The sequence below is a fragment of the Pseudomonas sp. PSE1(2024) genome (genome assembly GCF_050990555.1).
In the GTDB taxonomy this organism is placed as follows: Bacteria; Pseudomonadota; Gammaproteobacteria; order Pseudomonadales; family Pseudomonadaceae; genus Aquipseudomonas; species Aquipseudomonas aphyarum.
The window spans coordinates 318712-340110 of sequence record NZ_CP158967.1; the positions used below are offsets into that span (position 1 = coordinate 318712).

Here is a 21399-nt window from a genome sequence, read left to right on the forward strand (position 1 = left end):
ACACAGACTTAAAGGGAATTAGGTATGCAGTGGCTACGAATGGCCTCGATCGTTTTGCTATGGGCGGGTGGTTGTCGTTTGGCGTTGGCCTCCGAGGCGGGCAATGGACTGGTGCTCACCCAAGTGGAGCGCACCGAATGGCCGGACGCACTCACGACCCAGGCCAGCATCGACACGGCGTCCCGCGCCGAAGTGCTGATGTTCGGCAAGGCACTGCTGGCCAGCGAAGGCCTGGATGAGTCCGGGCTGAAACAACGTCTGGGCGTGCCGCATGTGCAGCTCAAGTCGATCCGCCAAGTGCGTGACGGCCTATGGGATCGTTTGCTCACCACCTATCGCAACGCCAGCCAGAACTGCGACGAGCAAGCGTTCTGTCCTCGGGTGCGCAGTGTCGCCGACCTGCGTCAGTTGGCGGCGGCATTCACCGGTGATATCAGCCCGGCCCATGCACTGTGGGCCAGCAAAAGCCAGGGCGTGCATGAGCAGCTGTTGAACGAGCAATTGCGAGTGGCGGTGTTGCAGCCGTAGTCCCGCTGTCACGGCCCCGCCGTCACGACGTTGGCCAAAGGCTGGAGGTCGTCGGGTATCATCCCGTATCGATTTGACCCCCGACCTTTTCTCGACTCGCTGCGATCGCCCGCTAGGCTGTTGGCATCACAGCGGTCAACGGAGTGACAGCGAATGCACAACACCCTGGAACAGGTTTTCGGTTATCCACAGTTTCGACCCGGCCAGGAGACCGCAATCAGCGCCGTTCTCGCCGGGCGCTCGGCAGCAGCGATATTTCCCACCGGCTCCGGCAAGTCCCTTTGTTATCAGGTGCCGGCGCTCTTGCTGCCCCATCTGACGCTGGTGGTCTCGCCGCTGCTGGCGCTGATGCAGGATCAGCTCGAGTTTTTGCGACGACACGGGATTTCGGCAGGCAGCATCGATTCGGCGCAGAGCCGCGAAGACGCCAACGATGTAATGGCGCGCGCCCGTTCGGGCGAACTGAAGATCCTGATGATTTCCGTGGAGCGTTTGAAGAACGAGCGCTTTCGCAACTTTTTGCAGCAGGTGCCGATCTCGCTGCTGGTGGTGGACGAGGCGCACTGCATCTCCGAATGGGGCCACAACTTCCGTCCCGACTACCTCAAGCTGCCGGACTACCAGCGCCAGTTCAACATCCCGCAAACCCTGTTGCTGACTGCCACGGCGACGCCGAAAGTGATCGCCGACATGCAGGCGAAATTCGCCATCGCGGCAGAAGATGTGGTGACCACCGGTTTCTATCGACACAACCTCAATCTGCTGGTCGAGCCGGTGCGTGGGCAGGACAAGCGCCGACGGCTGGTGGAGTGGATGAGCGAGCGCGCGGGGCAGCCGAGTATTGTCTACGTCACCCTGCAGAAAACCGCCGAGCAGATTGCCGAACATCTTGAGCGCAATGGTATTCAGGCCGAGGCTTATCACGCCGGTTTGCCTCATGAGCAACGGGACGGAATCCAGAAGCGCTTCATGGGCGGGCAGTCCAATTGCATCGTCGCCACCATCGCGTTCGGCATGGGCATCGACAAGAGCGACATCCGCAACGTGGTGCATTTCGACCTGCCCAAATCCATCGAAAACTACAGCCAGGAAATCGGTCGCGCCGGACGTGACGGGCAGCCGTCCGACTGCCTGGTGCTGGCCAACCGCGACAGCCTCAATGTGCTGGAAAACTTCGTGTATGGCGACACGCCGGAACAGGACGGCATTCGTCATGTGCTCGACGAATTGCAGGCCGCCGCACCCGAAGGCCAATGGGAATTTCTGCTGGGGCCGTTGGCGGATCAGAGCAACATTCGTTCGTTGCCTCTGAAGACGTTACTGGTGCAACTGGAGTTGCGAGGGCTGATTGCCCCGCGCTACGCGTACTACGCCGAATACCGTTTCAAATACCTGCTGGAGCCCGAAGCATTGCTTGAACGCTTCGAGGGCGAGCGCAGGGATTTCGTCGCCGCGATCATCCAGACCTCAAGCCGCGCACGCACCTGGGCCACGGTGAATTTCGAGGCGATGTACGAGCAGTATTCCGCCGAGCGCAATCGGGTGGTGAAGGCGCTGGATTACTTTCAGGAAAAGGGCTGGGTCGAGCTTGAGAGCAAGCAAATGACCGAGGTCTACAACGTCCTGCGCGGCGATTTCGACAGCCAGGCCCTGAGCGCTGAACTGCATGAGTATTTCACCCGCCATGAGCAAACCGAAGTGGCGCGGATTCACGCCATGCTCGAGCTGTTCGCCACCGAGCGATGCCTCGGATATCGGCTGGCCGAATATTTTGGCGATCACAATGCGCCGCAGCAGTGCGGACATTGCTCGGTGTGTCACGGGCACGTCGCCCGGTTGCCGGCGCCTCCGGAACTGCCGGCGCTTGTGGATAAAAATTTTGCGGCGTTGTGTGGCGATTTTATCCACAGGCATCAGCGGCACGCTGGCAGTGCTCCGTCGGCCGAGCGGCTGACCCGGTTCCTCTGCGGAATCAGTGTGCCGCTGTTTACCAAACTCAAGGCGCGGGCCATTTCCGGGTTTGCGGCGCTCGAGGAATATCCCTACGCCGAGGTCCGGGCCTGGGCTCAGACGCATCTTTGAAATTCCGAATCCATCTGCTGAATGTCGATCATCACGGCAATGAACTTCAAAAATGCCCGGTGGCTGACTATGGTGATGGCTGTCTTCGGATCGCCAACAAGAGAACAACATGAGCCAGACATCCTTCGCTATTCAGCAGGCCGCCGTGATCGGCGCCGGCACCATGGGCCGCGGCATCGTCATGTGCCTGGCCAACGCCGGCGTGTCAGTGCAGTGGGTCGATAACAATCCACAAATGCTCGAACAGGCGCTGGCCACGGTGGCCGATATCTACGCGCACAACGTGCGACAGGGACGGATCGACCAGGCCGAGGCCGATGCGCGGATTGCCCGTATCAGTGCGGCGCCAGACTATGTGGCGATCCGCAACGTCGACCTGGTAATCGAAGCGGTGTACGAAAACCTCGAACTCAAGCAGAAGATTTTCCGCGAGCTCGATGGCGTGCTGAAGCCCGAAGCGCTGCTGGCGAGCAATACTTCGGCGCTGGACATCGACGCCATTGCCGCCGCGACACGACGCCCGACTCAAGTGCTGGGCCTGCATTTCTTCAGCCCGGCGCACATCATGAAGTTGCTGGAAATAGTCCGTGGCGCACAAACTTCTCCGGCTGTGCTTGAGGCCGCGCTTGAGCTGGGCAAGCGCATGGGCAAGGTCAGTGTGGTGTCGGGCAACTGCCACGGTTTTATCGGCAATCGCATGCTGCATCCGTATGTGCTTGAAGCGCGCAAGATGTTGCTCGAAGGGGCGTACCCGCACCAGGTCGATGCGGCATTGCAGAGCTTCGGTTTCGCCATGGGGCCGTTTCGCATGTACGACGTGGTCGGCATCGATCTCGAGTGGCGTGCCCGCGAGCTGGCCGGCAAAGGGCAGGACGCGCCCGAGGTTCAGGTGGATAACCACTTGTGCGAAGAGGGTCGCTTCGGTCAGAAGTCCGGTAATGGCTATTACCATTACGAGCCGGGCAGTCGTCAGGCCGAGCATGATCCCGAGGTCGATGCGCTGGTGTTGAACGTCAGCGAAGCGTTGGGATTTCATCGCCGGGATATCGGCTCGGAGGAGATCCTCGAGCGGTGCCTGCTGGCGTTGGTCAACGAGGGCGCGAAGATCCTGCAGGAAGGGATTGCCGAGTCGGCGCATGACATCGATCAGGTCTACCTGAATGGCTATGGCTTCCCGGCGGAGCGAGGCGGGCCGATGGCCTGGGCGGACGATCAGGGGCTGGCCGACATTCATAAACGGTTGCTGGCGCTGGAGACCCGGCAGGGCGATCACTGGCGACCGGCACCATTGATCGGCGAGCTGGCGGCGCGAGGCAAGGGTTTTTACCTTTAGACTGGGCATATCACTCCAGGAATCGACACTGATGTCCAACCCGATGCCGCAACGCAGCGATTACCCGCACTTCCAGCCGATCACCACGCGCTGGCATGACAACGACGCCTACGGCCACGTCAACAACGTCACCTATTACAGCTTCTTCGACACGGCGGTGAACACGTACCTGATCCAGGTCGGAGGGCTGGATATCCATGACGGCGAGGTGGTGGGGTTTGTGGTTAGTTCGTCCTGCGACTACTTCGCGTCGATCGCTTTTCCGGATCGAATCGAGATTGGCCTGCGGGTCGGCAAGCTGGGCAACAGTTCGGTGCAATACGAACTGGCGGTGTTCAAGGAAGGAGAGGGCGAAGCCTGTGCCGCCGGGCGCTTCGTGCATGTATTCGTCGACCGGGCGTCCAATCAGCCGGTGTCGATTCCGGCCCCATTGCGCGAGGCGCTGGAACGCCTGACGGTATGACAGGCAAAAAAAATCGCAGCCCGGGGGAGCTGCGATTTTTTCTTCAAGCCTTCGCCTCAGCGGTGGCGATAGTACTTGTGATGCTTGCGATGGCCGTAGGCATGACCGCGACCACGGTGGTCGTCACGGTAGTAGCGACGGTCACGGCCACGGTCGTAATGACGATCATCGTCATCGCTCTTGTTGCCCATGTAGTTGCCCAGCGCGCCACCCGCGCCGCCGCCGGCTGCTGCGCCGATCAGGCTGCCGGTGGTGCCGCCCATGCTGCGGCCGACCACGTTGCCGCCGGCTGCGCCCAGTGCACCGCCAATGGCTGCTTCACCACGGCTGCGCTTGTCGGCGCCCACCGCACTACCACCCGCGCCGCCCAGGGCTGCGCCGATGGTTGAACCTGTACTGCCGCCTAACGATTGACCGACGACCGAGCCAAGAACCCCGCCCAATGCGCCGCCCACACCTGCTTCGGTGGTGCCTCCGGCAGAAGCGAAGCCACTGACCAGGCCAAGGGACAACAAGAGAATCGAGGAGAACTTCATAGAGGAGCCTCAAAGGGATGACGGCGCGATCCTGAGGCTCTGGAATGGGCGTGACAATCGAAATCCGACGAATAACACGACTTGTATACAATTCTGCAAGTTACTGATTTTTGGACGGAACTTAACGGTTTTTCGCCGGTCTTTAGCTACTTCGGACAGGCCGCTTTGATCACAAAGCGGCCTTTTTTGTGGGCGTTTGAAAAGTGTCTGCGCTCCCACGCAGAGCGTGGGAGCGATCAGGATCAGGCCGATTTGGCCATGATCAGCCCCGTTTCACTCGCCGCTTCCAGCCGGATAGCAATAAACTTCGACGTCGGCGTATGGCTGCCATCGCCGGTGCTTTCCAGCGGCACCAACGGGTTCACCTCAGGGTAATAAGCCGCCGCCTGCCCCGCCGGAATATCGAACGCCAGCAGCGTGAAGCCCTTCACCCGACGCTCGCGGCCGTCGTCCCACAGCGACACGATGTCAGCCTTTTGCCCCGGCTTGAAGCCCAGACGAATGATGTCCGCCTCGTTGGCGAACAGCACATCACGTTGCCCCTTCACGCCGCGATAACGATCGTCGAGACCATAAATCGTGGTGTTGTACTGATCGTGGGAACGCATCGATTGCAGGATCAGGTCCGGCAGTTGGCCGGTAGCGCGAGTGCGCTCGTGGATCAGGTCCTTGGGCAGCATGTTCGGCTTGAAGTTGGCCCGGCCTGACGTGGTGTTCCACTTGCGCGCGCCGGCGCTGTTGCCGAGGTAGAAACCGCCCGGGTTCTTGACCTTCTCGTTGAAATCCTTGAAGCCCGGAATGGTGTCGGCGATCAGCTCGCGGATGCGCCGGTAGTCGGCCACCAGCCAGTTCCAGTCCACCGGTTTGCTGCCCAGGGTCGCGGCGGCGATGCCGGCAATGATCGACGGCTCCGAGCGCATCTGGTTCGACAGTGGCTGCAACTGACCGTTGGAGGCGTGCACCATGCTGAACGAGTCTTCCACGGTGACGGCTTGCGGGCCTTCGGTCTGGATGTCGATGTCGGTACGGCCCAGGCACGGCAGGATCAACGCATCCTTGCCGTGAGCCAGGTGGCTGCGGTTGAGCTTGGTGCTGATCTGCACGGTCAGGTCGCAGTTGCTCAGGGCCTGGAAGGTACGCGGGCTGTCCGGTGTGGCTTGGGCGAAGTTGCCGCCCAGCCCGATGAACACCTTGGCGCGACCTTCGGCCATCGCGTGAATCGCTTCGACCACGTTGTGCCCGTTGTGACGCGGCACCTTGAACTGGAAGCGACGCTCCAGGGAATCGAGGAATGCCACCGGCGGACGCTCGTTGATGCCCATAGTGCGGTCGCCCTGCACGTTACTGTGGCCACGCACCGGGCACAGACCGGCGCCGGGCTTGCCGATGTTGCCGCGCAGCAGCATCAGGTTGGCGATTTCCTGGATGGTCGGCACCGAATGACGATGCTGGGTGATGCCCATCGCCCAGCACATGATCACGTTCTTGCCTTTGGCGTACATGCGCGCCGCTTGCTCGATTTCCACCAGGGTCAGGCCGGACTGCGCGACGATCTGTTCCCACGGCGTGTCATCGACGACGCCCAGATACTCGAGCACGTTGACGCTGTGTTCATTGAGGAAGTCGTGATCGAACACCGCCGGTGCGCCGGCCTTCTGCGCCTCGCGTTCCCATTGCAGCAGGAACTTGGCCATGCCGCGCAGCACCGCCATGTCGCCGCCCAGCGCCGGGCGGAAATACGCGGTGTTGGTCGGCTTGTCGCCGTTGGTGAGCATTTCGATCGGGTGCTGTGGATGCTGGAAACGTTCCAGACCCCGCTCTTTCAGCGGGTTGATGCACACCACCTGAGCGCCGCGTTTCACCGCTTCACGCAGGGGTTCGAGCATGCGCGGGTGGTTGGTGCCCGGGTTCTGGCCCCAGACGAAAATCGCGTCGGCGTGTTCGAAATCGTCGAAGGTCACGGTGCCTTTGCCGACGCCGACACTCTGCGCCAGCGCCACGCCGCTGGCCTCGTGGCACATGTTCGAGCAGTCGGGGAAGTTGTTGGTGCCGAAGGCGCGCACGAACAGTTGATACAGATACGCCGCTTCGTTGCTGGCGCGGCCCGAGGTGTAGAACTCGGCCTGATCCGGACTCGACAGCGCTTGCAGGTGTTTGCCGATCAGCGCGTAGGCATCGTCCCAGCTGATCGGCTTGTAGCGATCGGTTTCGGCGTCATACACGACCGGCTCGGTCAGACGGCCCTGATACTCGAGCCAGTAATCGCTCTGTTCCAGCAACGCGGTGACGCTGTGCTTGGCGAAAAATTTGCCATCGACTCGACGCTTGGTCGCTTCCCAGTTCACCGCTTTGGCGCCGTTTTCGCAGAACTTGACCATGCCGCTTTCCGGCGAGTCGCCCCAGGCGCAGCCCGGGCAGTCGAAGCCGCCGTTCTGGTTGGTCTTGAGCATCATGCGCAGGTTTTTCAGGGCGTTGTCGCTGGTCAGCCAGGCCTGGGCCACGCTGATCAGTGCGCCCCAGCCGCCGGCTGCGCCCTTGTAAGGCTTGTAGCGCGGGACGGGTTTCTGGTCGGCTTGATGGTGTTGGCTCACGAGTGTTTCTCCATTTCTGGGCTATACACCCGCGGCGCGTTCTTTTGCGGCAGGTGGATGAGATTGAGGTTGTGGCGTCGGGCCCATTGCACGGCGAGGCCGGTGGGCGCGGACAGGCTGACCAGGGTCTGAATCCCGGCCCGCAAAACTTTCTGGATCAATTCGAGGCTGCAACGGCTGGTAACAATCGCCAGCCCGCCGGCTGTGGATATCTTTTGCCGGATCAGGCCGCCGATCAGCTTGTCGAGGGCGTTGTGCCGGCCGATGTCTTCGCGGCCCAGCAGTAATTCACCGCTGGCGTTCATGAACACCGCTGCGTGCACCGCGCCGCAATGCTGGCCCAGCGGCTGGAACGCGCCGATGCGCTGGCGCAGACCGTCGAGCCATTCGATGGGCGGCAAGGGGGCGCCGGGCAAAACCTTGAGGTCAGGCAGCGCCTGCTCCACTGCTTCCACGCCGCACAGTCCGCAACCGCTGGTGCCGGCCAGTTGCCGCCGCTGCTGCTTGAGGTTCCAGAAGGCGCGGTTGGCAATGGTGACTTGCGCGTATTGCGCCGAGCCCGAACCACTCAGTTGCAGGTCGTAGATGTCCGAGGCGTCTTCGATGATGCCGCTGCCGAGGCTGAAGCCGACGATGAAGTCTTCAAGGTCGGTCGGGGTGACCAGCATCACGGCCTGGCTGATGCCGTTGTAGGCAATCGCCAACGCGACTTCTTCGGCCAGCGCGGTGCTGGCCGATTCCGCGAGGGGAAGATCGCTGTAGCTGTAGGTCTGACTGGCGGCTGGCGCGGGCGTTTCGAGAGCAGGCGCCGCGCAGGCCGGGCGCTTGGCGTTCATGGCATCACCGACGGATTGATCAACGTTAAGACTAGGCGCGGCAAGTTGTCGCGTCTAATCGCTAGTGTCGATCCTTCGATAGATGCCGTCGATCAAGCGTCCGTTGGTGATTTTTGATAGAGCGCGAAACACGCCTCGGCCAGCGCCGAACGCGGGGCGCCGCGACGCATGATCAGCCCCAGTCGGGCGAGGGTCTGGGCGTTTTCGATGGGTTGCAGGCGCAGGTTATCCGTGAGGTTTTCCAGACCGCCGTCCAGCGGCATCACCGCGCAGCACAGCCCGCCGTGCACAGCTTGCAACAATTGGTGGACGGCGTCGGTTTGCAGCAAGGGTTGCGGCGTCAGGCCACGACTGTGGAAGTTATGGTCGATGGACTGGCGAAAGTGCATGCCGCTGGTGAGCATGCCCAGGGGCAGTTCGATCAGTGATTCCCAGCTCAGCGGTGCTTCGCCAAAGCTGAAGAACCGCTGGTCGTAGAGCAGCCCCATCTGCGTTTCACTGAACGCCAGGGATTCGAAACGCTCGCCGTCGAGGCGATCCAGGTAAGACACGCCAATGTCGATGCGGTTGTTCGCCAGTTGCTCCAGAACCTGTTCGGAGCTCAGCGAGGACAGTTCGAAGCGCAGGTTCGGGTGTTGCGCGTGCAGGCGTTGCAGCAAAGGCAGCGCATCGAAACTCGACAACGGCACCACGCCCAGCCGCAGGGTGCCGATCAGATTGCCGCGACAGGCCGCCGCTTCCGCCTGCAAGCCGTCATAAGCCGCCAGCACCGTGCGCGCCCAGGCCAGTACCCGTTCGCCCGGCGCGGTGAACCCTTCGAAGCGCTGGCCACGGTTGACCAGCGGCAGGTCTAGTTCTTCTTCGAGGCTGCGCAGGCGCATCGACAAGGTCGGCTGGGTGATGTGGCAGCGGGCGGCGGCCTGGCCGAAATGGCGGGTTTCGTCGAGGGCGATGAGGAATTTCAGCTGCTTGATGTCCATCTTCGCTCCGGGGCGCTGGCAAGGGTGAGCGATTCTACCGCTTGCGCGGGGGCAGGGTCATTGGTCGGGCCGGAACCGGGTTTGTCCGGGGTGGTCTAGGCTTTGTCGACTGACCCTTTATTCCATGGAGAGAAACGCAATGAGCCTTTTCAGCTTTCTGAAAGAAGCAGGTGAAAAAATCCTCGACGCGCTGACGCCGGACAAGGCTGAAGCCAATGGCGAGGCATTGACCAAGCACGTGCAGGACGCGCTGACCGGCATCGACACCTCGAAGATCCAGGTCAAGGTTGAAGGCGAGAAGGTCATCGCCACTGGCGAGGCGGCTACTCAGGAGGAAAAAGAAAAAATCCTCCTGGCGCTGGGCAACGTGGCCGGCGTCAGCGGCGTGGACGATCAGATCACCGTGACCGGTGGCGTTGCCGCTGCTGCAAAATTTGTCACGGTCGAGAAGGGCGATACGCTAAGCGCGATTTCCAAGCGTGTGTACGGCGACGCCAACAAGTACAACAAGATTTTCGAGGCCAACAAGCCTCAGCTCAAGCATCCGGACAAAATCTATCCGGGGCAGGTGCTGCGTATTCCTGAGTAATCGCAGATACCGCTACCGCGAGCAGGCTCGCTCCCACATTGGAATGCATTTCAGTTGTGGGAGCGAGCCTGCTCACGATGGGGACGATGCGGTCTACAGGCCCGCAATCAAATCCCGATAATCCTCGACCGCCGCAAACTCCCCGGTGTCCTTCGGCCCTTTGCGGCTGTCCGGTTCCTTCACGGCCAACAGATGCGCCACGCCGAAATTCCGCGCACTGCGCAGGATCGGCAAGGTGTCGTCGATGAACAGGCTGCGTGCCGGGTCAAAACCGATGTCGGCCTGCAAGGCGTCCCAGAATTGCGGGTTTTCCTTGGGGAAACCGTAATCGTGGGAACTGATCAGCCGTTCGAAGTATGGCGCCAGTTCGATCCGTTCCAGTTTCAGCGACAGTGAATCGCGGTGCGCGTTGGTGATCATCACCACGCGTTTGCCGGCTCGTTTGATCGCTTCCAGAAAGGTGTCGGCGTCCGGGCGCAGGGCGATCAGGTGGGCGGTTTCCAGTTTCAGTTCACGCACCGACAGCTTCAGTTCCGCGCTCCAGAAGTCCAGGCAGTACCACTGCAATTGACCGGCATGGCGCTCGAACAGCGGCTGCAATTCCATTTCCGCCATGGCCCGACTCACGCCATGCAGTTCGGCGTAGCGTTGCGGCAGGTGTTCCAGCCAGAAGTGGTTGTCGAAGTGCAGGTCCAGCAGCGTGCCGTCCATGTCGAGCAGAACGGTATCGATGTCGGACCACGGTAATGAAGGCATGGCAACGTCTCGAACGGTAGAAAGATATCCGACGCAAACAATCGGAAAAGCCGCGTTATAGTAGCGCGTTCACGCCAAGGAGCTTTGCATGCGCCAGAAACCCACCGTACTTGCCCGCGAGATCGTCGCCACCAGCCGGCTGTTCTGCGTCGAAGAGCTGAAGCTGCGTTTCTCCAACGGCGTGGAACGCACCTACGAGCGGCTGGTCGGCAAGGGCGCCGGCTATGGCGCGGTCATGATCGTGGCGATGCTCGATGCCGAGCACGCGGTGCTGGTCGAGGAATACTGCGGTGGCACCGACGAATATGAACTGTCGTTGCCCAAAGGCCTGATCGAACCCGGCGAAGATGTGCTGGCTGCCGCCGAACGCGAGCTCAAGGAAGAAGCCGGTTATGGCGCGCGACAACTGGAGCATCTGACCGAGCTGTCGTTGTCCCCCGGTTACATGAGCCAGAAGATACAGGTGGTGCTGGCCACCGATTTGTACGAAGAACGCCTCGAAGGCGATGAGCCCGAGCCGATGCGTGTGGACAAGGTCAACCTGCGGGAGCTGTCGACGCTGGCGCAAAATCCGAATTTCAGTGAGGGACGCGCCCTGGCGGCGTTGTACCTGACCCGCGACCTGCTGACCCAGCGCGGATTTTTCCAGTCATGAGTGAGATGCCGATGAGTTTTCCCCATCCGTTGATGGCGCCGGTGGTCGAGCTGGCATTACGGGCCGGTGAGGCGATCCTGCCGTTCTGGCGCGCCGACGTAGCCGTCACCGCCAAGTCCGATGATTCGCCGGTGACGGCGGCGGACATGGCCGCGCATCACGTGATCGTGGCCGGCCTGACAGCGCTGGATCCGAGCATTCCGGTGCTGTCCGAAGAGGACGCCAACATCCCGCAAAGCGTGCGCGCGAGCTGGCAGCGCTGGTGGCTGGTGGATCCGCTGGATGGCACCAAGGAGTTCATCAGCGGCAGCGAAGAATTCACCGTCAACATCGCGCTGATCGAGAACGGCCGGGTGGTGTTCGGTGTGGTGACGATGCCGACCAACGGTCGCTTCTACGTCGGCGGAGCCGGGATTGGTGCCTGGCGCGGCGATACGGGCGGTACGCCGGTGGCGATTCAGGTTCGTGACGTGCCGGGACCTGGCGAAGCGTTTACCGTGGTTGCCAGCCGTCGTCATTCGAGCCCGGAGCAGGAACGCTTGCTGGCTGGATTGAGTGCCAGCCTTGGCGAGTTGCAGCTGGCCAACATCGGCAGTTCGCTGAAGTTCTGTCTGCTGGCCGAAGGTGCTGCCGATTGCTACCCGCGTCTGGCGCCGACTTCGCAGTGGGACACCGCAGCCGCGCAGGGCGTTCTGGAAGGGGCGGGTGGCGAGGTGCTGGACCTTAGAGGCGAAGCGTTCTGTTACCCACCACGAGAGTCGTTGTTGAACGGTTTCTTCCTGGCGTTGCCAGCGAAAGCCGCGTGGCGGGCGAAGCTGCTCGAACTCGCCCGCTCGTAAGCTCCCTCAGTCTTCAGCGGTGCAGGACGTACTGCCCGCTGAACGTCACCGCATCCTCATCGCTTCCCGTATTGACCACCCGCGTGTGCAGGGTCAGTCGCGCCCGTCCGTAGCGCTGATACATCGTCAAAAATTTCTTCCACACCGCAGCGCTCGGTGACGGGCAGATCGCAATGGCATCGCCCGTGACCGGCAGTGGATAACTGATCTGCCCTTCCTGAATCACGATGTGCCCGTCTTCGATGCCTTCCTCTTTCAAACGCAAATGCAGCCAGCCCCAACCCGCCAGCACCGCGCCGCAATACAGGCTGCCGCCGAACATGGTGCTCTTGTGATTGACGTTGGCGTCCAGCGGCAGGTGCAGGCGTAGTTGCTGTTCCTGCCAGTCGAGCACCTTGAGGCCCATGTCCCGGGTCAGTGGGATGTCGTGGTGAAGAACGGATTCCAGATAACGACTGTCGTGATTCATGCCCGGACCTCTTGCGGCAGAAAAGTGAATTGAGCGTGCTTCATTCGGATTCGTCGGAATGGCCGCCGCTGCCAGCGAAATTCAACCCGTGCTTGCGCAGTTTGTCGTGCAGGGTCTTGCGCGGAATGCCCAGGGCTTCGGCGAGACTGCGCACGGAACCGTGAGAGCGGGCCAGTTCGGCGGCGATCAGGGATTTCTCGAAGTTTTCCACTTGCTCGCTGAGCCCGCCCGCCGTGATTTCGACGGTGGTGCCGGGGCTGCCATCGGGCTGCGTGTTGTCCAGTGCCAGTTCCAGGCCGAGGGCAAAACGCTCCGCCGCGTTCTGCAATTCCCGCACGTTGCCCGGCCATGAATGCCGCAGCAGCAACGCCCGTTGCGCCGGTTGCAGTTCATGCGGTGGCAGACCATGGCGCGCGCTGGCTTCATCGGCGTAATGCTGGAACAGCATCAACGCGTCTTCGCCCCGTTCACGCAGTGGCGGAATGCGCAGCGGCGCCACGTTGAGGCGGTAATACAAGTCCGCCCGGAAACGTCCCTGATCGGCGGCCTGACGCAGGTCTTCCTTGGTGGCGGCAATGACGCGGATGTCCAGCGGGATCAACTGATTGCCGCCCAGTCGTTCGACCACGCGTTCCTGCAGCATGCGCAGCAGTTTGACCTGCACATCCATGCTCATGCTTTCGATTTCGTCGAGGAACAGCGTGCCGCCATTGGCGAATTCAAACTTGCCGATCCGGCGCTTTTGCGCGCCGGTGAAAGCGCCGGGCTCATGGCCGAACAGTTCGCTTTCGACCACCGACTCGGCCAGCGCTCCGGCGTTGATCGCCACGAACGGGCCGTTACGTCGGCTCGACAGATCGTGCAGGGCGCGGGCGACGACTTCCTTGCCGGCGCCGGTTTCGCCGAGGATCAGCACGTCGGCCTTGGTCGCCGCCAGCGCGCCGATCTGCTCGCGCAGGCGTGACATCGGCGCCGACTGGCCGACCAACCGCGCGCTCAGTTCGTTGCGATCACTCAGGGCCATGCGCAGGCTGCGGTTGTCCAGCACCAGGCGCCGCAGGGCCAGGGCGCGGCGCACGCTGTCGAGCAGGGCGTCGCTGGCGAAGGGTTTTTCCAGAAAGTCATAAGCACCGGCGCGCATGGCCTGCACGGCCAGGGGCACGTCGCCATGGCCGGTGATGAGCAGCACCGGCAGTTCCGGGTCCTGGGCGTGCAGTTCGCTCAGCAGTTCCAGGCCATCCATGCCGGGCATGCGGATGTCGCTGACCACCACGCCCGGCCAGTCGCGCTCCAGTTGCGCGGCCAGACCTTTGGCCTCGGACAGCGGAAGAATTTTCAGGCCGGCCAGATCCAGGGTCTGGCCGAGGGCCTGCCGCAGGTGCGGATCGTCGTCGATCAGCACCACCTGAATGCGGTTGTCGATGGTCATGCGCTTCGATCCTCGGACGGTTGCAGGCTGACCCCGGGCGCGCCGGCGCGCAGCCGCAGGGTGATCAAGGCGCCACCTTGCTTGTGGTTGGCGAACGACAGTTCACCACCGAAGGCGCGCATCAGGGTTTCGCAAATGGCCAACCCCAGACCGAGACCCTGAGTGCGGGTCTTGGTCGTGTAAAACGGTTCGCTGGCGCGGCCCAGGGCTTCCATGCAGAAACCCGGGCCATTGTCGCGAATGTACAGGTTGACGCCTTCGTCGGTGGATTCGGCACTCAGCCACAATTTGCGCGGCGGGCCTTTTTCCGTCAGGGCGTCGAGGGCGTTGGCCAGCAGGTTACCCAACACCTGACGCAGACGGGTTTCCCCGGCCTCGACCCACAGGGTGGCGGCGGGCAGGTCACGGATCAGCTCGACATCCATGCTGCGGCGACGTTTGGCCAGCAAGGCGAGCGCGTCGTCCAGCGCCGGTTGCAGGGCGACGCTTTCCGGGGCGTGGCGGTCGCGGCGGGCGAAGGCGCGCAGGTGGGCGATGATCGAGGCCATGCGCCCGGTCAGCTCGCTGATCAGCTTGAGGTTACCGCGGGCATCTTCGGTGCGTTCGTGGTCGAGCAGCACTTCGGCGTTCTCGGCGTAGCTGCGGATCGCCGCCAGCGGCTGGTTAAGTTCGTGGCTGATGCTCGCCGACATTGTCCCCAGCGCCGACAGTTTGCCGGCCTGCACCAGATCGTCCTGGGCGCGCACCAGTTCCTGCTGGGCCTGTTCGCGTTCAAGCACTTCCTGTTTCAGGCGGCGGTTGAGGCCTTCGAGATCGCTGGTGCGTTCGGCGACCCGCCCCTCAAGCTCCCGTCGGGCCTTGGCTTCGAATGCGATCCGTTCCAGATAATGACGACGACGCTGCATCATCAGGCCCAGCAATAGCATCACCACCAGCAAGGTGGCGCCGCCGATCGCCACCACCGTGCGCACCGGTCGGTCGATCAACGTGCGCGGGGCCAGAATGCTGACGCTCCAGCCGGTTTCCGCGATGTCCTGGGTCTGCGGCAGCCACGCGGTCGGGCTCAGATTCAGCGGGCGTGGCTCGCGGGTCGGGTAGGGCTGGATTGCGGTGATCGCCGCACGCTCGGCATCACTCAGAGTGCGGGTCGCGCGAAAGCGCCATTCCGGGCGCGAGGTGAGGATGACGACACCGTTGTGGTCGGTCACCAGCAGTTGTTCCGGGGTTTTGCCCCACAGGCTTTCGGTGTGGTCGAGGTCAACCTTGATCACCAGCACCCCGATGATTTTCTCGCCATTGCGCACGGCAGCGGCGAAGAAGTAGCCGCGCTTGGCGGAGGTGGTGCCCAGACCGAAGAAGCGCCCGAGGCGGCCGGCCATGGCCTCGCTGAAGTACGGCCGGAAAGAGAAATTGCGCCCGACGAAACTGTCGTGCTTGTCCCAGTTCGATGCCGCGAGCGTCTGGCCTCTGGTGTCCATCAGGTACATGACTTCGGCGCCGGTCTGCGCCGCGATGTTCTTCAACAGGCGGTTGGCGTTGCCCTGGGTCACGCCGTCATCCGGCGCCCCGAGCACCGCGCGCAGGGCCGGGAGGTCGCCGAGGATTTGCGGCAGCACTTCATAGCGATGCAGCGTGCCCAGCAGGTTGGCGACGTAGAGGTCGAGGGTCTGGCGGTTCTGGCCGGCCAGTTCGCTGCGGTAATAGCGCTCGGCCAGATGTTCCAGCGGCCACAGCAGCGGTGCCAGGCACAGAGCCAGCAGGGCAAGACTGCGCCAGCGGGGGCGGCGGGGAAGGGTCGGAGTCATGAGCATCGAGCGCCTGTGGGTACAGGCGCATTATGCCTAGGCTTGCCGGCGCAGTCTGCGCACCCGTGGTCGGGTGTGCAGCGGCGCTGAAAATTCACACAGGACTTCAGGAAAAGACGTCGGCGTCCTTGAAGAAGGCGGCTGCCTGATCCTTGGCCGACAGTTTTGGCGCTTCGTCCAGCTGCCAGTCGATAGCCAGATCCGGGTCATCCCAGCGAATGCTGCGCTCGGCCGACGGGGTGTAGTAGTCAGTAGTCTTGTAGAGGAATTCGGCGAACTCGCTCAGCACCACGAAACCGTGGGCGAAACCTTCCGGTACCCACAGTTGGCGATGGTTGTCGGCGGACAGACGCACGGCCACCCACTTGCCGAAATGCGGCGAGCTGCGACGGATATCCACGGCGACATCGAGGACTTCGCCGACGGTGACGCGGACCAGTTTGCCCTGGGTGTTTTCCAACTGGTAATGCAGCCCACGCAGAACGCCTTTCTGCGAGCGCGAATGGTTGTCCTGCACAAACTGCGTGTCGAGGCCGGTCGCGTCCTGAAACGCCTTGGCATTGAAGCTTTCGTAAAAGAACCCGCGCTCATCACCAAACACCTTGGGTTCGATGATCAGGACACCAGGCAGGTCAGTGGGGATTACATTCATGGGGATATTCCAGTGGCAGGTTTGAATGGCCGACATTCTTGCGCAAAGTGCCAGAGGGTGCGAGGGGGGCATGCAAATCCACTTGCCTCGCAGGGCGTCGGGGGACGGATGGTCGGGGGTTGCTAATCGCCCGTAGCAATGGCGATATAGGCGCCTATTAAAATTTCAGGGGTCGTTCCATGTCGTTCGCCACGTTGATTCATCGCGCCAGTTTGCCCAGCCCTCAGGTTTCGCTGGAGCAGGCCCGGCATCTGCTGGCGCAGCATTACGGCTTGAACGGCACGTTGCAGGCCCTGGGCAGCCAACAGGACCTCAACTATCGCGTGGACAGCGAGCGTGGGCGGTTCGTGCTGAAGATCTGTCGGGGCGACTATTCGCTGGTCGAACTGCAAGCCCAGCATGCTGGCCTGAAATATCTGGCTGAACACTGCGATGTCCACGTTCCCCGGGTCATCCCGGCCAATGACGGCCAAGACCTGCTGACCCTGGACGTCGGTGGAGAATCGGTGCATGTGCGACTGCTCGATTACATTGAGGGCCAGCCACTGACGGCTCTCGATCATCTTGGCCATGAGGTTGTTGCCGGGTTCGGCCGGCTCTGCGGCGAAATGGATCTGGCCCTGGCCGGGTTCGACCATCCGGGGCTTGAACGCACGCTGCAATGGGACGCGCGCCACGCCAGTGCCCTGATCGAGCACCTGCTGCCGGTCATCGGCGATGAACGCCAGCGCACGCTGATCGCCGAGGCTGCCGAACAGGCCAGGCTTCGTTTGCAGCCCCTGCTGGAAAAGCTGCCGGTGCAGGCGATCCACATGGACATCACCGACGACAACGTGGTCTGGCAGCGTGACGCCCGGCGGCACTGGCAGTTGCAGGGCGTCATCGATTTCGGCGATCTGGTGCGCACCTGGCGCATCACCGACCTGTCGGTCACCTGCGCCGCGCTGCTGCATCACGCCGCAGGCGACCCGTTCGTGATTCTGCCGGCCGTGCAGGCCTATCACGCGGTCAATCCGCTGCAACACGAAGAGCTTCTGGCGCTGTGGCCGCTGATCGTGGCACGGGCGGCGGTGTTGGTGCTCAGTGGCGAGCAACAGGTCAGCATCGACCCGGGCAATACCTACAGCCGCGACAACCTGACCCACGAGTGGGAGATCTTCCGGGTCGCCACGTCGGTGCCGCTGGCCTTGATGGAGGCGGCGATTCTCACGGCGGTCGGCCAGACATTGCCAGCCATCGACAGTGAAGGTTTTGCGCCGTTGCTGCCCGATCTGGTCGGGCGCGAATTCGCGTTGATCGATCTGGGGGTGTTGAGCGCGCACTTCGAGGCGGGCAACTGGGAGCAACCTGGCATCGATCAGCGCCTGTTGAGTGAAGCCGCGGCCATCCACGGTCTGGCGGCCAGTCGATACGGGCAATACCGGTTGTCGCGCACCCGGCCTGACAGCGCCGATGAGCCAGAGACATTCCCGCTGCACGTCGAATTGCACGTGCCCCAGGGTTCGACGGTGGAAGCGCCGTTTGCTGGCGTACTTCACCTGTCGGCCGACGGCGCGCTGCGACTCGACGGCCCGCAACTGAGCCTGCGTTTGTGGGGCGTGAAACCTTCGTTGCACGGCGGCGCAGCGCTGGTCAAAGGCCAGGTGATGGGTTCGGTGGACGGTCCGTTGATCGTGCAATTGATTCGCGGCGCACAGCTTGAAGCGCCGCTGTTCTGCACGCCGACCCGCGCGGCTGCTTGGCAAGCACTTTCCCCATCACCGGCCGCGCTGCTGGGCCTGGCCTGCGACGCCGAACCCGAGCTGGACGCGGCAACCCTGCTGGCGCGCCGCGACGCCAGTTTCGCCCGCACCCAGAAGCATTATTACGTCGACCCGCCGCGCATAGAGCGCGGCTGGCGCAATCACCTGATCGACATGCAGGGCCGCTCCTATCTCGACATGCTCAACAACGTCGCGGTGCTCGGCCACGGTCATCCGCGCATGGCGGCGGTGGCGAGCCGGCAGTGGTCGCTGCTCAACACCAACTCGCGATTTAACTATGCGGCGGTCGCCGAGTTTTCCGAGCGCTTGCTGAAGCTGGCGCCGGAGGGCATGGATCGGGTGTTCCTGGTCAACAGCGGCAGCGAGGCCAATGACCTGGCGATTCGCCTGGCGTGGGCCGCCAGCGGTGGCCGCGACATGATCAGCGTGCTGGAGGCCTATCACGGCTGGACGGTCGGCGCGGACGCGGTCTCGACCTCGATTGCCGATAACCCGCAGGCCCTGAACAGTCGCCCGGACTGGGTGCATGCGGTCACCGCTCCCAACACCTATCGCGGCGAATTTCGCGGCCCGGATTCGGCGCCGGATTACGTGCGCAGCGTCGAACATCATCTGGCGAAGATTGATGAGCAGAAACGCCAACTGGCCGGGTTCATCTGCGAGCCGGTCTACGGCAATGCGGGCGGGATCTCGCTGCCGCCGGGTTACCTGAAAAAAGTCTATGAACTGGTGCGCGCCCGGGGCGGCGTGTGCATCGCCGATGAGGTGCAGGTCGGTTACGGGCGCATGGGCCACTTCTTCTGGGGTTTCGAAGAGCAGGGCGTGGTGCCGGACATCATCACCATGGCCAAAGGCATGGGCAACGGCCAGCCGCTGGGTGCTGTGATCACCCGCCGGGAAATCGCCGAGGCGCTGGAAGCCGAGGGTTATTTCTTCTCGTCCGCCGGCGGCAGTCCCGTGAGCTGCCAGATCGGCATGGCGGTGCTCGACGTCATGGAAGAAGAAAAACTCTGGGAAAACGCCCAAGTGGTCGGCGCTCACTTCAAGACCCGGCTGGAGGCGTTGATCGATCAATATCCGTTGGTCGGCGCGGTGCACGGTTCCGGGTTCTATCTGGGGGTCGAGCTGATCCGCAATCGGGAAACCCTGGAACCGGCGACCGAGGAAACCACGCTGTTGTGTGATCGTCTGCGGGCGCTGGGGATTTTCATGCAGCCAACCGGCGATTACCTGAACGTCCTGAAGATCAAGCCGCCGATGGTCACCTCGCGTCAGAGCGTGGATTTCTTTGTCGACATGCTGGCGAAGGTGCTTGAAGAAGGGCTTTGAAACGATCCGCAACCTTCAAATACCGATTTGTATCGGTATTTGAAGGGGCTAATTCAGATTGTTTTTTATTATTGGCTTCTAAAGCCGATATTTATCGTTTATAAAGTCGCCATAGTCCGTCGTCCATCCCTGTACGGCGTGTTGAAAACCCTCGACGGTTCCCTGGAGTCTGATCGACATGACCACATTGAAAAGCACACCACGCGCCGATGGCTTCTACATGCCGGCCGAATGGGCACCGCAAACCCAGACCTGGATGATCTGGCCGGAACGTCCGGACAACTGGCGTCTGGGCGGCAAGCCAGCTCAGGCTGCCCATGCCGCTGTGGCCAAGGCCATCGCGCGTTTCGAACCGGTGACCGTGGCGGTGTCCGCCGGCCAGTACGAAAACGCTCGCGCTCGCCTCGACGTGCCGAATATCCGTGTGGTCGAGATGTCCAGCGATGACGCCTGGGTTCGCGACAGCGGCCCGACTTTCGTGATCAACAACAGCGGCGAAGTGCGCGGTGTGAACTGGGACTTCAACGCCTGGGGCGGCTTTGACGGCGGCCTGTATTCGCCGTGGAACCGCGATTCCCAGGTCGGCGGCAAGATCCTCGAAATCGAGCGCAGCTCGCGTTATCGCACCGAAGGTTTCGTGCTCGAAGGCGGCTCGATTCATGTCGACGGCGAAGGCACCCTGATCACCACCGAAGAATGCCTGCTCAACCGCAATCGCAACCCGCATTTGGGCCGCGAAGAAATCGAAGCGGTGCTCAGCGAAAACCTGTCGGTGGACAAGATCATCTGGCTGCCGGATGGCCTGTTCAACGACGAAACCGACGGCCATGTGGATAACTTCTGCTGCTACGTGCGTCCGGGCGAAGTGTTGCTGGCGTGGACCGACGATCCGCAGGATCCGAACTACCCGCGCTGCCAGGCCGCGATGAAAGTGCTGGAAAGCAGCACCGACGCCAAGGGCCGCCCGTTCACGGTGCACAAGATGCCGATTCCGGGGCCGCTGTTCGCCACTGAAGAAGAGTGCGCGGGCGTGGATCCGGTGGATGGCACTCAGGAACGTAACCCTAGCGTGCGTCTGGCCGGTTCCTACGTGAACTTCCTGATCGTCAACGGCGGCATCATCGCGCCAAGCTTCGACGATCCGATGGACGCGCCGGCCCGGGAGATCCTGCAGAACCTGTTCCCGCAACACGAAGTGGTGATGGTGCCGGGCCGCGAACTGTTACTGGGCGGTGGCAATATTCACTGCCTTACCCAACAGCAACCCGCACCGCACAAAGAGTGAGTGCGGATGTAACAGCTTGAGTTGATTGAAAAAACGACCGGGCAGTCATTTGTTGCCCACGGTTGAAGAGAAACCCGCAGCCCGTCAGGACTGCGGGTTTCTTTATGTCCGCCGGTCGACAATTTCATGACGTTGGCATAGGTCTTGTATCGCTCATGGCGCACTAGGGAGGGGGGAGAACTTCAACAGTTCTGTCATAAACCTTGGATAACGTAGCCGCTCATGAACGGGGAGAGAGCGCTGAAATGAACGCCGAAGTGAACGTAATCAGCGAGCGGACGTTGCATCCCATGGCTGTAAATAGTGAGTCGCTCCAGATTGTCGCGCACTGGTTGAAGTCCAATGGAACGCGTCAGATCAGGGAACCTGATCCGCGCCGGATGATGATCGAGCGTTACCCCGCTGGCCTGTTCAGCGAGGCCGAACTGGAAGCACTTTGGGATGTGATGGAAGGATAAGAAGAACAAACAAGGATTGTA

The 21399-nt window shown here is 62.2% G+C and carries 19 protein-coding genes; 10 read left to right on the forward strand and 9 right to left on the reverse strand.

The window, feature by feature from the left end:
• The first annotated feature begins 24 nt into the window (after positions 1–24).
• The 4 genes from ABTV87_RS01380 (at position 25) to ABTV87_RS01395 (ending at position 4406) form a co-directional block, all read left to right on the forward strand.
• The gene (locus ABTV87_RS01380) at positions 25–528 is read left to right on the forward strand and encodes a polysaccharide deacetylase (RefSeq protein WP_085608620.1); all 504 of its coding nucleotides are present in this window, start codon (positions 25–27) and stop codon (positions 526–528) included.
• Positions 529–681: 153 nt separating this feature from the next.
• Positions 682–2610: a RecQ family ATP-dependent DNA helicase gene (locus ABTV87_RS01385; protein ID WP_433898886.1), complete on the forward strand. Its 1929-nt coding sequence runs from the start codon at positions 682–684 to the stop codon at positions 2608–2610.
• A 109-nt stretch (positions 2611–2719) separates the two neighbouring features.
• Positions 2720–3943: a 3-hydroxyacyl-CoA dehydrogenase NAD-binding domain-containing protein gene (locus ABTV87_RS01390; RefSeq protein WP_433898887.1), complete on the forward strand. Its 1224-nt coding sequence runs from the start codon at positions 2720–2722 to the stop codon at positions 3941–3943.
• Between the two features lie 31 nt (positions 3944–3974).
• Positions 3975–4406, forward strand: a complete 432-nt coding sequence (locus ABTV87_RS01395) for an acyl-CoA thioesterase (RefSeq protein WP_433898888.1) — start codon at positions 3975–3977, stop codon at positions 4404–4406.
• A 56-nt stretch (positions 4407–4462) separates the two neighbouring features.
• Here ABTV87_RS01395 and ABTV87_RS01400 read toward each other — a convergent pair whose 3' ends face one another.
• From ABTV87_RS01400 to ABTV87_RS01415, 4 genes are all read right to left on the reverse strand, one after another.
• A complete protein-coding gene (locus tag ABTV87_RS01400) occupies positions 4463–4942 on the reverse strand; it encodes a YMGG-like glycine zipper-containing protein (RefSeq protein ID WP_085608624.1) in 480 nt (159 codons plus the stop codon).
• A 242-nt stretch (positions 4943–5184) separates the two neighbouring features.
• A complete protein-coding gene (locus tag ABTV87_RS01405; RefSeq protein WP_221533610.1) occupies positions 5185–7533 on the reverse strand; it encodes an FdhF/YdeP family oxidoreductase in 2349 nt (782 codons plus the stop codon).
• Positions 7530–8369: a formate dehydrogenase accessory sulfurtransferase FdhD gene (gene fdhD, locus ABTV87_RS01410; RefSeq protein ID WP_179693004.1), complete on the reverse strand. Its 840-nt coding sequence runs from the start codon at positions 8367–8369 to the stop codon at positions 7530–7532. The genes ABTV87_RS01405 and fdhD overlap by 4 nt, the downstream gene beginning before the upstream one ends.
• A 92-nt stretch (positions 8370–8461) precedes the next feature.
• A complete protein-coding gene (locus ABTV87_RS01415; protein ID WP_433898889.1) occupies positions 8462–9349 on the reverse strand; it encodes a LysR family transcriptional regulator in 888 nt (295 codons plus the stop codon).
• Positions 9350–9488: 139 nt separating this feature from the next.
• On the opposite strand from ABTV87_RS01415, the gene lysM reads away from it, so the two are divergent.
• The gene (lysM, locus tag ABTV87_RS01420; RefSeq protein ID WP_007952645.1) at positions 9489–9938 is read left to right on the forward strand and encodes a peptidoglycan-binding protein LysM; all 450 of its coding nucleotides are present in this window, start codon (positions 9489–9491) and stop codon (positions 9936–9938) included.
• 93 nt (positions 9939–10031) lie between these two features.
• Here the strand turns inward: lysM and yrfG are convergent, their stop codons facing one another.
• Positions 10032–10694 (reverse strand): GMP/IMP nucleotidase, encoded by a 663-nt coding sequence (gene yrfG / locus ABTV87_RS01425; RefSeq protein WP_007952643.1) that lies wholly within the window; start codon positions 10692–10694, stop codon positions 10032–10034.
• An 88-nt stretch (positions 10695–10782) separates the two neighbouring features.
• Here yrfG and nudE point away from each other — a divergent pair, with 88 nt between their 5' ends.
• Both nudE and cysQ read left to right on the forward strand, forming a co-directional pair.
• Positions 10783–11349: an ADP compounds hydrolase NudE gene (nudE, locus tag ABTV87_RS01430; RefSeq protein WP_007952641.1), complete on the forward strand. Its 567-nt coding sequence runs from the start codon at positions 10783–10785 to the stop codon at positions 11347–11349.
• A gap of 5 nt (positions 11350–11354) precedes the next feature.
• Positions 11355–12188: a 3'(2'),5'-bisphosphate nucleotidase CysQ gene (gene cysQ, locus ABTV87_RS01435; protein ID WP_433899829.1), complete on the forward strand. Its 834-nt coding sequence runs from the start codon at positions 11355–11357 to the stop codon at positions 12186–12188.
• Positions 12189–12201: 13 nt separating this feature from the next.
• On the opposite strand, the gene ABTV87_RS01440 is transcribed toward cysQ, so the two are convergent.
• From ABTV87_RS01440 to rfbC, 4 genes are all read right to left on the reverse strand, one after another.
• Complete coding sequence (locus tag ABTV87_RS01440) at positions 12202–12657, reverse strand: thioesterase domain-containing protein (RefSeq protein ID WP_433898890.1); 456 nt, start codon at positions 12655–12657, stop codon at positions 12202–12204.
• Positions 12658–12697: 40 nt separating this feature from the next.
• Positions 12698–14086: a sigma-54-dependent transcriptional regulator gene (locus ABTV87_RS01445; protein WP_007952638.1), complete on the reverse strand. Its 1389-nt coding sequence runs from the start codon at positions 14084–14086 to the stop codon at positions 12698–12700.
• Complete coding sequence (locus ABTV87_RS01450) at positions 14083–15891, reverse strand: sensor histidine kinase (RefSeq protein WP_433898891.1); 1809 nt, start codon at positions 15889–15891, stop codon at positions 14083–14085. Before ABTV87_RS01450 ends, ABTV87_RS01445 begins: the two co-directional genes overlap by 4 nt.
• A 106-nt stretch (positions 15892–15997) precedes the next feature.
• A complete protein-coding gene (rfbC, locus tag ABTV87_RS01455) occupies positions 15998–16543 on the reverse strand; it encodes a dTDP-4-dehydrorhamnose 3,5-epimerase (protein WP_007952636.1) in 546 nt (181 codons plus the stop codon).
• A 179-nt stretch (positions 16544–16722) separates the two neighbouring features.
• Here rfbC and ABTV87_RS01460 point away from each other — a divergent pair, with 179 nt between their 5' ends.
• The 3 genes from ABTV87_RS01460 (at position 16723) to ABTV87_RS01470 (ending at position 21378) form a co-directional block, all read left to right on the forward strand.
• Complete coding sequence (locus tag ABTV87_RS01460; RefSeq protein ID WP_433898892.1) at positions 16723–19635, forward strand: aminotransferase; 2913 nt, start codon at positions 16723–16725, stop codon at positions 19633–19635.
• A 178-nt stretch (positions 19636–19813) separates the two neighbouring features.
• Positions 19814–20920 carry an agmatine deiminase gene (aguA, locus tag ABTV87_RS01465; protein WP_085608632.1) on the forward strand — a complete coding sequence of 369 codons (1107 nt, stop codon included), beginning with the start codon at positions 19814–19816 and terminating at the stop codon, positions 20918–20920.
• Positions 20921–21165: 245 nt separating this feature from the next.
• A complete protein-coding gene (locus ABTV87_RS01470) occupies positions 21166–21378 on the forward strand; it encodes a hypothetical protein (protein ID WP_007952633.1) in 213 nt (70 codons plus the stop codon).
• The last annotated feature ends 21 nt before the right edge of the window (positions 21379–21399 follow it).

Excerpts from the sequence above, each read along its gene's own strand:
- ABTV87_RS01460 (WP_433898892.1), top strand. The coding sequence starts at position 16,723 with ATGTCGTTCGCCACGTTGATTCATCGCGCCAGTTTGCCCAGCCCTCAG.
- ABTV87_RS01380 (WP_085608620.1), top strand. The coding sequence starts at position 25 with ATGCAGTGGCTACGAATGGCCTCGATCGTTTTGCTATGGGCGGGTGGT.
- lysM (WP_007952645.1), top strand. The coding sequence starts at position 9,489 with ATGAGCCTTTTCAGCTTTCTGAAAGAAGCAGGTGAAAAAATCCTCGAC.
- ABTV87_RS01390 (WP_433898887.1), top strand. The coding sequence starts at position 2,720 with ATGAGCCAGACATCCTTCGCTATTCAGCAGGCCGCCGTGATCGGCGCC.
- aguA (WP_085608632.1), top strand. The coding sequence starts at position 19,814 with ATGACCACATTGAAAAGCACACCACGCGCCGATGGCTTCTACATGCCG.
- cysQ (WP_433899829.1), top strand. The coding sequence starts at position 11,355 with ATGCCGATGAGTTTTCCCCATCCGTTGATGGCGCCGGTGGTCGAGCTG.
- fdhD (WP_179693004.1), bottom strand. The coding sequence starts at position 8,369 with ATGAACGCCAAGCGCCCGGCCTGCGCGGCGCCTGCTCTCGAAACGCCC.
- ABTV87_RS01445 (WP_007952638.1), bottom strand. The coding sequence starts at position 14,086 with ATGACCATCGACAACCGCATTCAGGTGGTGCTGATCGACGACGATCCG.
- ABTV87_RS01450 (WP_433898891.1), bottom strand. The coding sequence starts at position 15,891 with ATGACTCCGACCCTTCCCCGCCGCCCCCGCTGGCGCAGTCTTGCCCTG.
- ABTV87_RS01400 (WP_085608624.1), bottom strand. The coding sequence starts at position 4,942 with ATGAAGTTCTCCTCGATTCTCTTGTTGTCCCTTGGCCTGGTCAGTGGC.
- ABTV87_RS01385 (WP_433898886.1), top strand. The coding sequence starts at position 682 with ATGCACAACACCCTGGAACAGGTTTTCGGTTATCCACAGTTTCGACCC.
- ABTV87_RS01395 (WP_433898888.1), top strand. The coding sequence starts at position 3,975 with ATGTCCAACCCGATGCCGCAACGCAGCGATTACCCGCACTTCCAGCCG.
- ABTV87_RS01415 (WP_433898889.1), bottom strand. The coding sequence starts at position 9,349 with ATGGACATCAAGCAGCTGAAATTCCTCATCGCCCTCGACGAAACCCGC.
- yrfG (WP_007952643.1), bottom strand. The coding sequence starts at position 10,694 with ATGCCTTCATTACCGTGGTCCGACATCGATACCGTTCTGCTCGACATG.
- ABTV87_RS01440 (WP_433898890.1), bottom strand. The coding sequence starts at position 12,657 with ATGAATCACGACAGTCGTTATCTGGAATCCGTTCTTCACCACGACATC.
- nudE (WP_007952641.1), top strand. The coding sequence starts at position 10,783 with ATGCGCCAGAAACCCACCGTACTTGCCCGCGAGATCGTCGCCACCAGC.
- ABTV87_RS01470 (WP_007952633.1), top strand. The coding sequence starts at position 21,166 with ATGAACGCCGAAGTGAACGTAATCAGCGAGCGGACGTTGCATCCCATG.
- rfbC (WP_007952636.1), bottom strand. The coding sequence starts at position 16,543 with ATGAATGTAATCCCCACTGACCTGCCTGGTGTCCTGATCATCGAACCC.